The organism is Mycobacterium paraense (assembly GCF_002101815.1).
Classification (GTDB): Bacteria; Actinomycetota; Actinomycetes; order Mycobacteriales; family Mycobacteriaceae; genus Mycobacterium; species Mycobacterium paraense.
Map to the genome: position 1 here is coordinate 18243 of NZ_LQPM01000024.1, position 13395 is coordinate 31637.

The 13395-nt window shown below is 71.9% G+C and carries 12 protein-coding genes and 2 pseudogenes; 11 read left to right on the top strand and 3 right to left on the bottom strand.

The annotated features are described in order from the left end of the window. Entirely contained in the window at positions 1-771 is a 771-nt protein-coding gene (locus AWB89_RS18650) for a GAF and ANTAR domain-containing protein (protein WP_085102567.1), read from the bottom strand. Between the two features lie 200 nt (positions 772-971). Here AWB89_RS18650 and AWB89_RS18655 point away from each other — a divergent pair, with 200 nt between their 5' ends. From AWB89_RS18655 to AWB89_RS18685, 8 genes and pseudogenes are all read left to right on the top strand, one after another. Next, positions 972-1952: an NAD-dependent epimerase/dehydratase family protein gene (locus tag AWB89_RS18655; protein ID WP_085175696.1), complete on the top strand. Its 981-nt coding sequence runs from the start codon at positions 972-974 to the stop codon at positions 1950-1952. Positions 1953-1973: 21 nt separating this feature from the next. After that, positions 1974-2795 (top strand): formate dehydrogenase accessory sulfurtransferase FdhD, encoded by an 822-nt coding sequence (fdhD, locus tag AWB89_RS18660; protein ID WP_085175698.1) that lies wholly within the window; start codon positions 1974-1976, stop codon positions 2793-2795. Between the two features lie 103 nt (positions 2796-2898). After that, positions 2899-3273 (top strand): YraN family protein, encoded by a 375-nt coding sequence (locus tag AWB89_RS18665; RefSeq protein ID WP_085175700.1) that lies wholly within the window; start codon positions 2899-2901, stop codon positions 3271-3273. Beyond that, on the top strand, positions 3273-4784 hold the full coding sequence (locus AWB89_RS18670) for a YifB family Mg chelatase-like AAA ATPase (RefSeq protein ID WP_085175702.1): 1512 nt from the start codon (positions 3273-3275) through the stop codon (positions 4782-4784). Before AWB89_RS18665 ends, AWB89_RS18670 begins: the two co-directional genes overlap by 1 nt. Further along, a pseudogene (gene dprA, locus AWB89_RS27655) lies at positions 4781-5941 on the top strand (DNA-processing protein DprA); the annotation flags it as partial. The gene AWB89_RS18670 and the pseudogene dprA, both read left to right, overlap by 4 nt. A 30-nt stretch (positions 5942-5971) precedes the next feature. Then, positions 5972-6820, top strand: a complete 849-nt coding sequence (locus tag AWB89_RS27660) for a siderophore-interacting protein (protein WP_174627854.1) — start codon at positions 5972-5974, stop codon at positions 6818-6820. A gap of 3 nt (positions 6821-6823) precedes the next feature. Further along, a complete protein-coding gene (locus AWB89_RS18680; RefSeq protein ID WP_085175706.1) occupies positions 6824-7987 on the top strand; it encodes an alpha-hydroxy-acid oxidizing protein in 1164 nt (387 codons plus the stop codon). A gap of 32 nt (positions 7988-8019) precedes the next feature. After that, entirely contained in the window at positions 8020-8922 is a 903-nt protein-coding gene (locus tag AWB89_RS18685) for a tyrosine recombinase XerC (protein ID WP_085175708.1), read from the top strand. A 195-nt stretch (positions 8923-9117) separates the two neighbouring features. Here AWB89_RS18685 and AWB89_RS18690 read toward each other — a convergent pair. After that, a pseudogene (locus AWB89_RS18690) lies at positions 9118-9597 on the bottom strand (M23 family metallopeptidase); the annotation flags it as partial. A 251-nt stretch (positions 9598-9848) separates the two neighbouring features. Between AWB89_RS18690 and rpsB the strand changes: the two are divergent. From rpsB to AWB89_RS18705, 3 genes are read left to right on the top strand one after another with little or no spacing between them, the layout of a single operon-like run. Then, complete coding sequence (gene rpsB, locus AWB89_RS18695; protein WP_085175710.1) at positions 9849-10691, top strand: 30S ribosomal protein S2; 843 nt, start codon at positions 9849-9851, stop codon at positions 10689-10691. A gap of 12 nt (positions 10692-10703) precedes the next feature. Then, positions 10704-11519, top strand: a complete 816-nt coding sequence (gene tsf, locus AWB89_RS18700; RefSeq protein WP_085102587.1) for a translation elongation factor Ts — start codon at positions 10704-10706, stop codon at positions 11517-11519. Positions 11520-11549: 30 nt separating this feature from the next. After that, on the top strand, positions 11550-12947 hold the full coding sequence (locus AWB89_RS18705; protein ID WP_085175712.1) for an amidase: 1398 nt from the start codon (positions 11550-11552) through the stop codon (positions 12945-12947). On the opposite strand, the gene AWB89_RS18710 is transcribed toward AWB89_RS18705, so the two are convergent. Further along, positions 12948-13370, bottom strand: coding sequence for a MarR family winged helix-turn-helix transcriptional regulator (locus AWB89_RS18710; RefSeq protein WP_085102591.1), 423 nt, complete (start codon positions 13368-13370; stop codon positions 12948-12950). Between the last annotated feature and the right edge of the window lie 25 nt (positions 13371-13395).

A 13395-nucleotide genomic window follows, 5' to 3' on the forward strand; every position in this document is an offset into this window, starting at 1 on the left:
CTAGGTGTTGGGCGTGGGCTTCGTTTCGGCGTCGGAGGGCAGCTGGCCGCGATTGTCGATGATGGCGCGCGCCACGTCGGCCAGCTTGATGTTCAGCGCCTGCGAGTGGCGCCGCAGCAGGTCGAACGCCTGCTCCTCGGTCATGTCGTGCAGCAGCATCAACATGCCGACCGCCTTGCCGATCTCGCGGTTGCTCAACAGCCCGCGGCGCAGGCTCGAGGCGTCTTCGCCCTTGGCGACCGCGTTGATGGCCACGCTGGCGAACGCCGCCAGCACCGCCGCCCGGCCGGCGGACTCGGCGTCGAACAGATTGGGCGTGTCGCTGAACAGGTTCAGGGCGGCCCCCTTGCGCTTCTCGACCAGCAGCCGAAAGCCCATCGCCCCGCGCACGGGGGTTTCCTCGACCAGGACCTTGGCCAGCTTGGGCCACAGCGACGGCGTCGTCAGGTCCGTATCGATCTGCGGCGTCTCTTCCTCGATGGCGTCGATGCAGGGGCCGTCCCCGGCGCGCCGCTCCAGCTCGTCGATGTGGTGTGCCAGCTGATCGCTCGCCCCGACCGTGACGTAGCGGTCGCCCTCGCGCAGCATCAGGCTGGCGTGGTCGCAGCCGCGGACGGTCAGCGTCGCGGCGATGCAGATGGCCGCGTACATCTCTTTGGCGTCCGAGCCCTGGTAGATGATCTCGGCGAGGGCGGCGAAGACGGTCGCCGGGTCGGCCTTCTCCCCGCCCGGTTTCGCACCGTCCGCGACGGCATGCGCGTCGTCTGCCACGTGGTGTCCCCATTCCTGCGGGCCGGGTTGACTCGCAATCGCCGTAGAGTATCGGTCGCCAACACGGGCCCCACACGCTGTATGGCCCGTTGCTCAGGCAATTAGGCGGCGTGGCTGCTCACGCTCCGTGTCGAGAATATCGACTTGCGACTTTGGTCACTCGCGGTTTCGACGCGCCGCGACAGGGAAGGCCACTTCGAATGGGGCTGACCGTGGCGGTGACCGGACCGACCGGAGAAATCGGTATCTCGGCGGTGACTGCGCTCGAGCGCGAGCCCGCCGTCGACACCATCATCGGAATGGCGCGACGGCCGTTCGACCCGGTCTCGTGCGGCTGGCAGAAGACCGTCTACCAGCGCGGCGACATCCTCGACCGGGATGCGGTCGATGCGCTGGTGGCGCAGGCCGACGTGGTGGTCCACCTGGCGTTCATCATCATGGGCTCCCGCGAGGAGAGTTCGCGCATCAACCTGCAGGGCACCCGCAACGTGTTCGAGGCGACGGTCGCGGCCGAGCGGCCGCGGCGCCTGGTGTACACCTCGTCGGTGGCGGCCTATGGCTACCACTCCGACAACCCGGTTCCGCTCACCGAGGACGTGCCCACCCGGGGATCCGCCGAGCACTACTACTCCGCGCAGAAGGCGGCGTGCGAGGCGCTGCTGGCCGACATCACCAAGGACTCGTCGCTCGAGGTGTTCGTCCTGCGGCCCTGCATCGTCGCCGGGCCCAAGGCGACCGCGCTGGCCGATGCGATGCCGTGGAATCAGCTGCCCGGCCCGCTGCGCGCCATCTCCAAGGTGGCCCCGATGCTCAAGCCGGTGGTGCCCGATCCGGGAATCCCGCTGCAGTTGGTCCACCACGACGACGTCGCCGAAGCGATCGCGCTGGCGGCGACGGCCCCGGCGCCGCCAGGGGCGTACAACATCGCCGGCGACGGCGTGGTCACCGTGTCCGAGGTGGCCAAGGCGCTGGGCGGCCGGCCGGTGCGGGTGCCCGCCGTGGCCGCCTCGGCGGCGTCGGCGGCGATCTCGCGGGTGCCGTTCGTCCCGTCCATGCTGGAGTGGCTGCACGTCGCCCGGACCTCGGTGGTGATGGACACCACCAAGGCGAGGACCGAGCTGGGCTGGCGGCCGGTTCACTCGGCGCAGGAGACGCTGGCGGCGCTGGCCAATGTAGTTTGATCCCATGAGGTTCCGGCGCCGGTGAGCCACGTGACGGCGCGTCGGCGCGCGCATCATCTCACCGCCGATCGGGCCGTCACCCGACCGGAAACCCTGGCCGTCGAGGAGCCGCTGGAGATCCGCGTCAACGGCGCGCCTGTCACGGTGACCATGCGCACTCCCGGCTCGGATTTCGAACTGGCGCAAGGGTTTCTGCTGACCGAGGGAGTCATCGGCGGCCGCGACGACGTGCTGACCATCCGCTACTGCGGCGGCCGCGGCGAGGATGGGGCCAACACCTACAATGTCGTCGACGTGACCCTGGCCCCCGGCGTGGAACCGCCCGGGCTGGACGTCACCCGCAACTTCTACACCACCTCGTCGTGCGGGGTGTGCGGCAAGGCGTCGCTGGAGGCGGTGCGGCTGACGGGGCGCTTCTCGCCCGGCGCGGATCCGGCCACCGTCGCCGCCACCACCCTGAAGGCCATGCCCGGCCAACTTCGCTCCGCGCAAAAGGTTTTCGACAGCACCGGCGGGCTGCACGCGGCGGCCCTGTTCGGCGTCGACGGCAGCGCGCTGGTGGTGCGCGAGGACATCGGCAGGCACAACGCGGTCGACAAGGTGATCGGCTGGGCGCTGGAACGGCGGCGCATACCGCTGTCCGGCGCGGTGCTGCTGGTCAGCGGGCGCGCGTCGTTCGAGCTGACGCAAAAGGCCGTGATGGCGGGGGTTCCCGTGCTGGCCGCGGTGTCGGCCCCGTCGTCGCTGGCCGTCTCGCTGGCCGAGGACGCCGGGCTGACGCTGGTGGCCTTCCTGCGGGAGGACTCGATGAACATCTACACCAGGGCCGAGCGCGTCACGTAATCGCTGTGGATGGGCGCGCGACTGGGGATAACCCGGTCCGTGCGCGGGCCGCGGGCGGCCCCGGCGGTCCGGCCTGTCGCCGTCCATAGGCACCGTGGCCCCCATGACGACCCACAAGACGATGACGCGGATCCAGCTGGGCGCGATGGGCGAGGCGCTCGCCGTGGATCACCTGACCCGGATGGGGTTGCGGATCCTGGGCCGCAACTGGCGCTGCCGCTATGGCGAGCTGGACGTGATCGCCGCCGACGACGCCACCCGCACTGTGGTCTTCGTCGAGGTGAAGACCCGCACCGGCGACGGCTATGGCGGGCTGGCGCACGCGGTGACCCCGCGCAAAGTCTGGCGGTTGCGCCGGCTGGCCGGGCTGTGGCTGGCCGCCCAGGACCGGCGGTGGGCGGCGCTGCGCATCGACGTGATCGGCGTGCGGGTCGGTCCGAAGTCCCCGCAGATCAGCCACCTGCGGGGGATCGGCTGATGGCGCTGGGGCGGGCGTTCTCGGTCGGCGTGCGCGGGCTGGACGGCGCGATCGTGGAAATCGAGGCCTACATCAGCTCCGGGCTGCCCGGCGTGCACCTCGTCGGGCTGCCCGACGCCGCACTGCAGGAGTCGCGGGACCGGGTGCGGGCGGCGGTCACCAACTGCGGCAACGACTGGCCCCAGGCCCGGCTCACGCTCGCGCTGTCGCCGGCGACGCTGCCGAAGATGGGGTCGGTCTACGACGTCGCGTTGGCCGCCGCCGTGCTCTCCGCGCAGCGCAAGGATGCGTGGGAGCGGCTGGAGAAGACGGTGCTGCTGGGCGAGCTGTCGCTGGACGGCCGGGTGCGCCCGGTGCGCGGGGTGCTGCCGGCCGTGCTGGCCGCCAAACGCGACGGGTGGCCGGCCGCCGTCGTCCCGGTGGACAACCTGGCCGAGGCCAGCCTGATCGACGGGATCGACGTCTGGGGCGCGCGCACGCTGCGGCAACTGACGCGCTGGCTCGACGGCTCCGGCGGCCTGGAGCCCCGGATCGGCGCGGTGGCCACCGACCCCGAGCCGGCGGCGGACCTGGCCGACGTGATCGGACAGGCCCAGGCGCGGTTCGCGGTGGAGGTCGCGGCCGCCGGGGCGCATCACCTCATGCTGACGGGGCCGCCGGGAGTCGGCAAAACGATGCTGGCGCAACGGCTTCCGGGATTGTTGCCGCCGCTGTCGGAGACCGAGTCCCTCGAGGTGACCGCGATTCACTCGGTGGCCGGGATGCTGGCGGCGGATACCCCGCTGATCACCCGGGCGCCGTTCGTGGCGCCGCACCACAGCTCCAGCGTCGCGGCGCTCGTCGGCGGCGGATCGGGACTGGCCCGCCCCGGCGCCGTCAGCCGGGCGCATCGCGGGGTGTTGTTCCTCGACGAATGCGCCGAGATCAGCGTCAGCGCGCTGGAAGCGTTGCGAACACCATTGGAGGACGGGGAGATTCGCCTCGCGCGCCGCGACGGCGTGGCCTGTTATCCCGCCCGCTTCCAGCTGGTGCTGGCCGCCAACCCGTGCCCGTGCGCGCCGGCCGATCCGCAGGACTGCATCTGCGCGGCCGCGGCCAAACGCCGCTACCTGGGCAAGCTGTCCGGGCCGCTGATGGACCGGGTCGACCTGCGGGTGCAGATGCACGCGGTGCGCGCCGGGGCGATCTCGGTCACCGACGGCGAGTCGACGGCGCAGGTGCGCCGGCGGGTGGCGGCGGCCCGCGACGCGGCCGCCGAGCGCTGGAAACCACACGGCTTTCGGACCAACGCCGAAGTCAGCGGGACCCTGCTCCGGCGCAAGTTTCGCCCCGGCAACGCCGCGATGGAACCCTTGCGCAGGGCGCTGGACGGCGGGCTGCTCAGCATCCGCGGCCTGGACCGCACGCTGCGGGTCGCATGGAGCCTGGCCGACCTGGCCGGCCGGGCGGCTCCCGGGCTCGACGAGGTCGCCACCGCGCTCAGCTTCCGGCAGCCGGGGGCGCGGCGATGAACGATCCGGCGTCGCTGGCGTGGGCCTACCTGTCCCGGGTGGCCGAGCCGCCCTGCCCGCCGCTCGACGCGCTGGTGCGACGCGTCGGCCCGGTGGAGGCCGCCGACCGGGTCCGGCGCGGCGCGGTCGACGCCGACCTGGCGCGGCACACCGAGGCCAGGCGCGAAATAGACCGTGCCGCTGCCGATCTCGAGCTGCTCGACGACCGCGGCGGGCGATTGATCACCCCCGGCTGCGACGAGTGGCCGCTGCTCGCCTTCGCCGCCTTCGCGACCGCCGAGGTCAGGGCGCGCGGCGGGGCGCCGATGGTGTTGTGGGCGACGGGCCCGGCGCGCCTCGACGAGGTGGCTCAGCGCGCGGCCGCCGTGGTCGGAACGCGGGCGTCGACGGTCTACGGCGAGCAGGTGGCCGCCGACCTGGCCGCCGGGCTGGTCGAACGGGACGTCGCGGTGGTCTCCGGCGGCGCGTACGGCATCGACGGCGCGGCCCACCGCGCGGCGTTGAGCTGCGACGGGATCACCGTCGCGGCGCTGGCCGGCGGGATCGACATCCCCTATCCAGCGGGTCATTCCGGGCTGCTGCATCGGATCGGCCAGCACGGGCTGGTCTTCACCGAATATCCCCCCGGTATCCGCCCGGCCCGGCACCGGTTTCTCACCCGCAACCGCCTGGTCGCCGCCGTCGCGGGGGCGGCGGTGGTGGTGGAAGCCGGCCTGCGCAGCGGCGCGGCGAACACCGCCGCCTGGGCGCGGGCGCTGGGCCGGGTGGTGGCCGCGGTGCCCGGACCCGTCACGTCGTCGGCGTCGGCGGGCTGCCACGCGCTGCTGCGCCAGGGCGCGCACCTGGTCACCCGGGCGGATGACGTCGTCGAGCTGGTCGGCCGCATCGGTGAGCTGGCACCCGAACAGTCGCACCCCGGCACGGCGCTCGACGGGCTGGGCGAGGCCGAGCGCCGGGTGTACGAGGCACTGCCCGGCCGCGGCGCCGCCACGATCGACGAGATCGCCGTCGCGTCGGCGCTGCCGCCGCACCAGGTGCTGGGGCCGCTGGCCATGCTCGAGATGGCCGGGTTGGCGCGCCCCGACGACGGGCGGTGGCGCATCGTCCGGGCCGCCGGCCGCCACGCCGAGGCCCGGAGCCCCGCGGCTCGTATAGTCGACGGGGGTCGGGTCTGGACAGGAGGACAAGTGGCGGGTCGACCTTTGCAAAGCTTCGAAGTTGTCCGCACCGAGCAACTCACCCGGCACATGGTCCGGGTGGTGCTCGGCAGCAGTCATTTCGACACCTTCACGCCGAGCAAATTCACCGACTCCTACGTCAAGCTGGCATTCGTGGCCGACGACGTCGACGTGGCCGGGCTGCCGCAGCCGTTGACGCTGGACAGCTTCAACGACCTGCCGCCGGAGAAGAGGCCCTCGGTGCGGACCATGACCGTCCGCGACGTCGACGTCGCGACCCGCGAGCTGACCTTGGACATCGTGGTGCATGGCGAGCACGGGATCGCGGGCGCGTGGGCGGCGTCGGCCCAACCCGGTCAGCCGATCTATCTGATGGGTCCCGGCGGCGCCTACACCCCCGACCCGGCCGCCGACTGGCACCTGCTGGCCGGCGACGAGGCGGCGCTTCCGGCCATCGCCGTGGCGCTGGAAGCGTTGCCGCCCAACGCCGTCGGCAAGGCCTTCATCGAGGTCGCCGGCCCCGAAGACGAAATCCCGCTGACCGCGCCGGAGAACGTCGAGGTGAGCTGGGTCTACCGCGGGGGCCGCGCCGACCTGGTGCCCGAGGACCGCGCCGGGGATTTCGCGCCGCTCATCGAGGCGGTCACCACCGCGCCGTGGCTGCCCGGGCAGGTGCACGTGTTCATCCACGGCGAGGCGCAAACCGTCATGCACAACCTGCGTCCCTACATCCGCAACGAGCGTGGCGTGGACGCAAAATGGGCCTCGTCGATTTCGGGTTACTGGCGGCGCGGCCGCACCGAGGAAACGTTCCGGCAGTGGAAGAGGGAACTGGCCGAGGCGGAGTCGGGCGCCTAGACCATGGCGCACTTCGGCGACTACCAGAACGAGATCTACCTGCAGGGCCTGTCCGGCGTGGTGCCGCCGCTGCCGATGGCCTTCGCCGAACTGGAGGCCAAGGCGGCCACGGCGCTGCCGCCCTCGGTCTGGTCCTACGTCGCGGGCGGGGCCGGCGACGAGCGCACCCAGCGCGCCAACTGCACCGCGTTCGAGGGTTGGGGTCTGATCCCGCGCATGTTCGTCGGTGCGGCTCAACGCGACCTGTCCGTCGAGCTGTTCGGCATGACCCTGCCGTCGCCGGTCTTCATGGCGCCGATCGGGGTCATCGGCCTGTGCGCCCAGGACGGCCACGGCGACCTGGCCACCGCGCGCGCGGCCGCGCGCACCGGAGTCCCGATGGTGGCGTCCACCCTGACGGTCGACCCGATGGAGGACGTCGCCGCCGCCCTGGGCGACACGCCCGGCTTCTTTCAGCTGTACACGCCGAACGATCGCGAGCTGGCGGCCAGCCTGGTCCAGCGCGCCGAGGCCGCCGGCTTCAAGGGCATCGTCGTCACCCTCGACACCTGGGTCACCGGCTGGCGCCCCCGCGACCTGGGCACGTCGAACTTCCCCCAGCTGCGCGGGCACTGCCTGGCCAACTACACCAGCGACCCGGTCTTCCGCGCCGGCCTGGCACGACCGCCCGAGGAGGACCCGCAGGGCGCCACGCTGCGCTGGGTACAGGTCTTCGGAAACGCCCTGACGTGGGACGACCTGCCCTGGCTGCGCTCGCTGACCGACCTGCCGCTGCTGGTGAAGGGGATCTGCCACCCCGACGATGCCCGGCGCGCGAGGGACGGCGGCGTCGACGGCATCTACTGCTCCAACCACGGCGGCCGGCAGGCCAACGGCGGCCTGCCCGCGATCGACTGCCTGCCCGGGGTGGTGGAGGCCGCCGACGGGCTGCCGGTGCTCTTCGACTCGGGCATCCGCAGCGGCGCCGACGTCATCAAGGCGCTCGCGCTGGGCGCGACGGCGGTCGGGATCGGCCGCCCGTACGCCTACGGCCTGGCCCTCGGCGGCATCGACGGCATCGTGCACGTGCTGCGGGCGATCCTCGCCGAAGCCGACCTGATCATGGCCGTCGACGGGTATCCCGCGCGCAAAGATCTCACCCCGGACACGCTCCGGCGCGTCACCTGAGCCCCGGCCCCGGCGCCTGCGAACGTAAAGGCGTGGAGGCGATCCTCGACGAATTCGACCAGTACCTGGACCTGCAATGCGGCCGCTCGGCGCACACCCGCCGGGCATACCTGGGCGACGTGCGCTCGCTGCTGGCGTTCCTCGACGGCCATCGAAACGGGGAGGGCCTGGACGCGCTGAGCGTGCCGGTGCTGCGGGCGTGGCTGGCCGCGGCCGCCGGTGCCGGGGCGGCCCGCACCACGTTGGCCCGTCGCACCTCGGCGATCAAGGCGTTCACCGCGTGGGCGGCGCGGCGCGGCCTGCTCGCGACGGATCCGGGCGCGCGGCTGCAGGTGCCCAAGGCGCACCGCACCCTGCCGTCGGTGCTGCGCCAAGATCAGGCGCTCGACGCGATGGCCGCCGCCAAATCCGGTGCGCAGCAAGGGGATCCGCTGGCGTTGCGGGACCGGCTGATCGTCGAGCTGCTGTACGCCACCGGAATCCGGGTCAGCGAGCTGTGCGGCCTGGACCTCGACGACGTGGACGCCCACCATCGGCTGTTGCGGGTGCTCGGCAAGGGCAACAAGCAGCGCACCGTGCCGTTCGGGATGCCGGCCGCCGAGGCGCTGACGGCGTGGCTGGCCGACGGGCGCCCCGCCCTGGCGACCGCGGCCTCCGGGCCGGCGTTGCTGCTGGGCGCGCGCGGCCGGCGGCTCGACGTCCGCCAGGCCCGCACCGTCGTGCACCAGACCGTCGCCGCGGTGGACGACGCACCCGACATGGGGCCGCACGGGTTGCGGCACAGCGCGGCCACGCACCTGCTGGAAGGCGGCGCCGACCTGCGGGTGGTCCAGGAGCTGCTCGGCCACTCCAGCCTGGCGACCACCCAGCTGTACACCCACGTCGCGGTCTCCCGGCTGCGCGCCGTGCACGACCAGGCCCACCCGCGGGCCTGAGGCCACGCTGGTCACATCGGTCACTTAATTCACAACAGTCTCTGGAAGCGGCGGCACCCGTTGTGCCCGCCTCACAGCGACAACTCCCGCCTGCCACGGTCCCATCTGGTTTTGTCGCTATGAGGCGGGCACAAAGGGTGCCGCTTCCAATAGAGGCTCCTGTGGCGGGTGTGACCGCTGGTGCGACGGTCACCGGTTCAGCGGCTTGAGCCGGATCGGTGTCGCCTTCAACAGTCCCAGCGGGTCGACGTAGTGGGCGCCCGACGCCGGCCCCCACATCGCCCCCCAGTGCAGGCAGGCCGCGGCCCGGCAGCCGGCGTGCCCGGCCTCCAACGAACCGATCACCGTCCCGGTCGTCACCGCCTGGCCGGCCCGCACGGTCGCCCGAACCGGCTCGTAGCTGGTGCGCAGGCCCCCGGGATGCGCCAGCGAGACCACGGGCCGCCCGGCCAGCAGCCCGGCGAACACCACGGTCGCGGCGCCGGCCGCATACACCGGCTGACCTGGGGAGCCCGGCAGGTCCACGCCCCGGTGCCCGGGCTGCCAGTCGGGGGAGGGGGCGTCGAATCCGCGGGCTTGCCCGTCCAAGGCCGGCGGCGGCCGCAGCGGCCACTCCAGCCGCACGTCGTCGGCCCGCGCAGGCGCGGCCCACAGCAGTGCCAGGATCAGGAGCATCGCCCGCCGCACCTGGCGAGTACAGCGGGACCCGCGCGACCTCGCCAGTCACCGCTGTGGAAAAAGCACCTGCTGAGACGGTGTAAACTCCTGGTCGCAGCTCGTTAGCGGGCTGACTTCGCGCGCCTGCAACCAAGAGATTGCCGTGCGGTCCCGTCCGGGACATCCAGGACGGGTGCGGCATTCCGCAGGCGCCAGGGCCCGGCCTCACCCGATGCCGGGCGACAACCGACAACAAAGGAATGGCGGCAATGGCTGTCGTAACCATGAAGCAGCTGCTCGACAGCGGCACCCACTTCGGGCATCAGACCCGTCGCTGGAACCCCAAGATGAAGCGGTTCATCTTCACCGACCGCAACGGCATCTACATCATCGACCTGCAGCAGACCCTGACCTTCATCGACAAGGCGTACGAGTTCGTCAAGGAGACCGTCGCCCACGGAGGCACGGTGCTGTTCGTCGGCACCAAGAAGCAGGCGCAGGAGTCTGTGGCGGCCGAGGCGACCCGCGTCGGCATGCCGTACGTCAACCAGCGCTGGCTGGGCGGCATGCTCACCAACTTCTCCACCGTGCACAAGCGGCTGCAGCGCCTCAAGGAGCTCGAGGCGATGGAGCAGACCGGCGGCTTCGAGGGTCGCACCAAGAAGGAAATCCTGGGCCTGACCCGCGAGAAGAACAAGCTGGAGCGCAGCCTCGGCGGTATCCGCGACATGAACAAGGTGCCGTCGGCGATCTGGGTCGTCGACACCAACAAGGAGCACATCGCCGTCGGCGAGGCTCGCAAGCTGGGCATCCCGGTCATCGCGATCCTGGACACCAACTGCGACCCCGACGAGGTCGACTACCCGATCCCGGGCAACGACGACGCGATCCGCTCCGCCGCCCTGCTGACCAAGGTGATCGCCTCCGCGGTCGCCGAGGGCCTGCAGGCCCGCGCCGGGCTGGGCCGCGGCGACGGCAAGCCCGAGGCGGAGTCCGCCGAGCCCCTCGCCGAGTGGGAGCAGGAGCTGCTGGCCTCGGCGACAGCAACAGCAACCGTCGCCCCCACCGACGCCGCTGCGGGCGCACCCGAATCAACCACTGAATCCTCATAGGAAGGCTGAGCATTGGCGAATTTCACCGCTGCCGACGTCAAGCGGCTTCGGGAACTCACCGGCGCCGGCATGCTCGACTGCAAGAACGCGCTGGCGGAAAGCGACGGCGACTTCGACAAAGCTGTTGAGGCACTACGGATCAAGGGCGCCAAGGACGTCGGCAAGCGCGCCGAGCGGGCCACGGCCGAGGGTCTGGTCGCGGCCAAGGGCGGCGCGCTCATCGAGCTCAACTCGGAGACCGACTTCGTCGCCAAGAACGCGGAGTTCCAGAAGCTCGCCGACCAGGTCGTCGAGGCCGCGTTGGCTGCCAAGGCCACCGACGTCGACGCCCTCAAGGGCGCCAAGATCGGCGACACAACCGTCGAGCAGGCCATCGCCGACCTCTCGGCGAAGATCGGCGAGAAGCTCGAGCTGCGCCGCGTGCAGTACTTCGACGGCAACGTCGAGACCTACCTGCACAAGCGGGCGGCCGACCTGCCGCCCGCGGTGGGCGTGCTGGTCGAGTTCGAGGGCGAGGGCCAGGACGCGGCGCACGCCGTCGCGCTGCAGATCGCGGCGCTGAAGGCCCGCTACCTGTCCCGCGACGACGTCCCCGAGGACGTGGTGGCCAGCGAGCGGCGCATCGCCGAGGAGACCGCCAAGGCCGAGGGCAAGCCCGAGCAGGCGCTGCCCAAGATCGTCGAGGGCCGCCTCAACGGCTTCTTCAAGGACGCGGTGCTGCTCGAGCAGCCGGCGGTGTCCGACAACAAGAAGACCGTCAAGGCCCTGCTCGACGAGGCCGGGGTGACGGTGACGCGGTTTGTTCGCTTTGAGGTGGGCCAGGCTTAACCGGCGGACGCGAGCGGCTAGCGTCGTGTCATGCGACGCGTGCACGCTTTCGGCGACGATGCCCTCGGTGATCTCGACGCGGTCGGACTGGCCGACGCCCTCCGGGCGGGGACGGTCGGCCTAGCCGAGGTCATCGAGGCCGCCATCGCCCGGACCGAAGCCGTCAACCCTGCCCTCAACGGCCTGGCCTACAACGGGTTCGAGCAGGCGAGGGCGGCCGAACCGGCACGCGGTTTCTTCGCCGGCGTCCCGACGTTCGTCAAGGACAACGTCGACGTCGCCGGCCAGCCGAGCATGCACGGCGCCGACGCGTGGACGCCGTTCGAGGCGCGGGCCAACAGCGTGGTCACCGAGGTGTTCCTCGGCACCGGGCTGACCTCGCTCGGCAAGACGCAGTTGTCGGAGTTCGGCTTCAGCGCGTCGGCCGAACACCCGCGGCTGGGACCGGTGCGTAACCCCTGGGACGTCGAGCGCACCGCGGGCGCCTCGTCGTCGGGCTCCGGCGCCTTCGTCGCCGCCGGCGTGGTCCCGATCGCCCACGCCAACGACGGCGGCGGGTCGATCCGCATCCCCGCCGCCTGCAACGGGCTGGTCGGGCTCAAGCCCTCGCGCGGCCGGTTGCCGCTGGACCCGGCCCACCGCCGCATGCCCGTCGGCATCGTCGCCAACGGCGTGCTGACCCGGTCCGTGCGCGACACCGCCGCCTTCTACCGCGAGGCCGAGCGGAGCTGGCGCAACCCCAAACTGGCGCCCGTCGGGGACGTCACGAGGCCGGGCAGGCGCAGGCTGACGATCGCGGTGCTTACCCGGTCGGTCCAGCGCGAGTCCAGCCCCGAGGTGCGCGAGCTGACGCTGAAGGCGGCGGCCCTGCTCGAGGAGCTCGGTCACCGCGTCGAACACCTCGACGAACCCCCCGTGCCGGCCAGCTTCGTCGACGATTTCGTCCTGTACTGGGGCTTTTTGGCTTTCGCGCAGGTCCGCGGGGGGCGCAGGCTCTTCGGTGACTCGTTCGACCGCACCCGGCTGGACGCCCTGACGCTCGGCCTGGAGCGGCACAGCGGGCGCAACCTGCACCGGCTGCCGCTGGCGATCGTGCGCCTGCGCAGGCTGCGGCGGCGCACCGCGGAATTCTTCCGCACGTACGACGCGGTGCTCACGCCGACGCTCGCCGACCAGACGCCGCGGATCGGGCACCTGGCCCCCGCCGACTATCGGCAGGTGATGGACCGCCTCATCGACTGGGTGGCGTTCACCCCGCTGCAAAACGTCACCGGCGAGCCCGCGATCTCGCTGCCGCTGGCGCAATCCGCCGACGGCATGCCGGTCGGCATGATGCTGTCGGCCGACCTGGGCCAGGAATCGACGCTGCTGGAACTCGCCTACGAGCTCGAGGAGGCCCGGCCCTGGGCCCGCATCCACGCAGGATGATCAGCCGTCGGATCCGAGCTTCTCCAGCATGCGTTTGAACTCGCGCTGTTGCGCGTCGGTCAGCTTGCCCAGGATCCGGGCATCGGCGACCCGGACCGCGGCCTCCGCGCGCTTCAGCAGCGCGCGGCCCTGACCGGTCAGCGTCGCCGGTAGCGCCCGGCCGGACGAGACCGACGCGGGCCGTTCCACGGCCCCGACGTCTTCCAGCCCGCGCAGGACGGTGTTCATCGCCTGCGGTGTGACGTTGGTGTGCCGGGACAATTCGGCGCTCGACATGCCCGGGTGCATCGAAAGGATGCGCAGGCAGACGAATTCGGGCAGCGTCAGCCCGAGCGGACCCAGCACCGTGGCAACCTCCGGCCGCAGGACGGCTCCCACCCGGTACAACAGGTAACCCAGCGGAGCGTCTTCGGCCTGACCCATGTCAGCGATCCTGACATATCGGGGG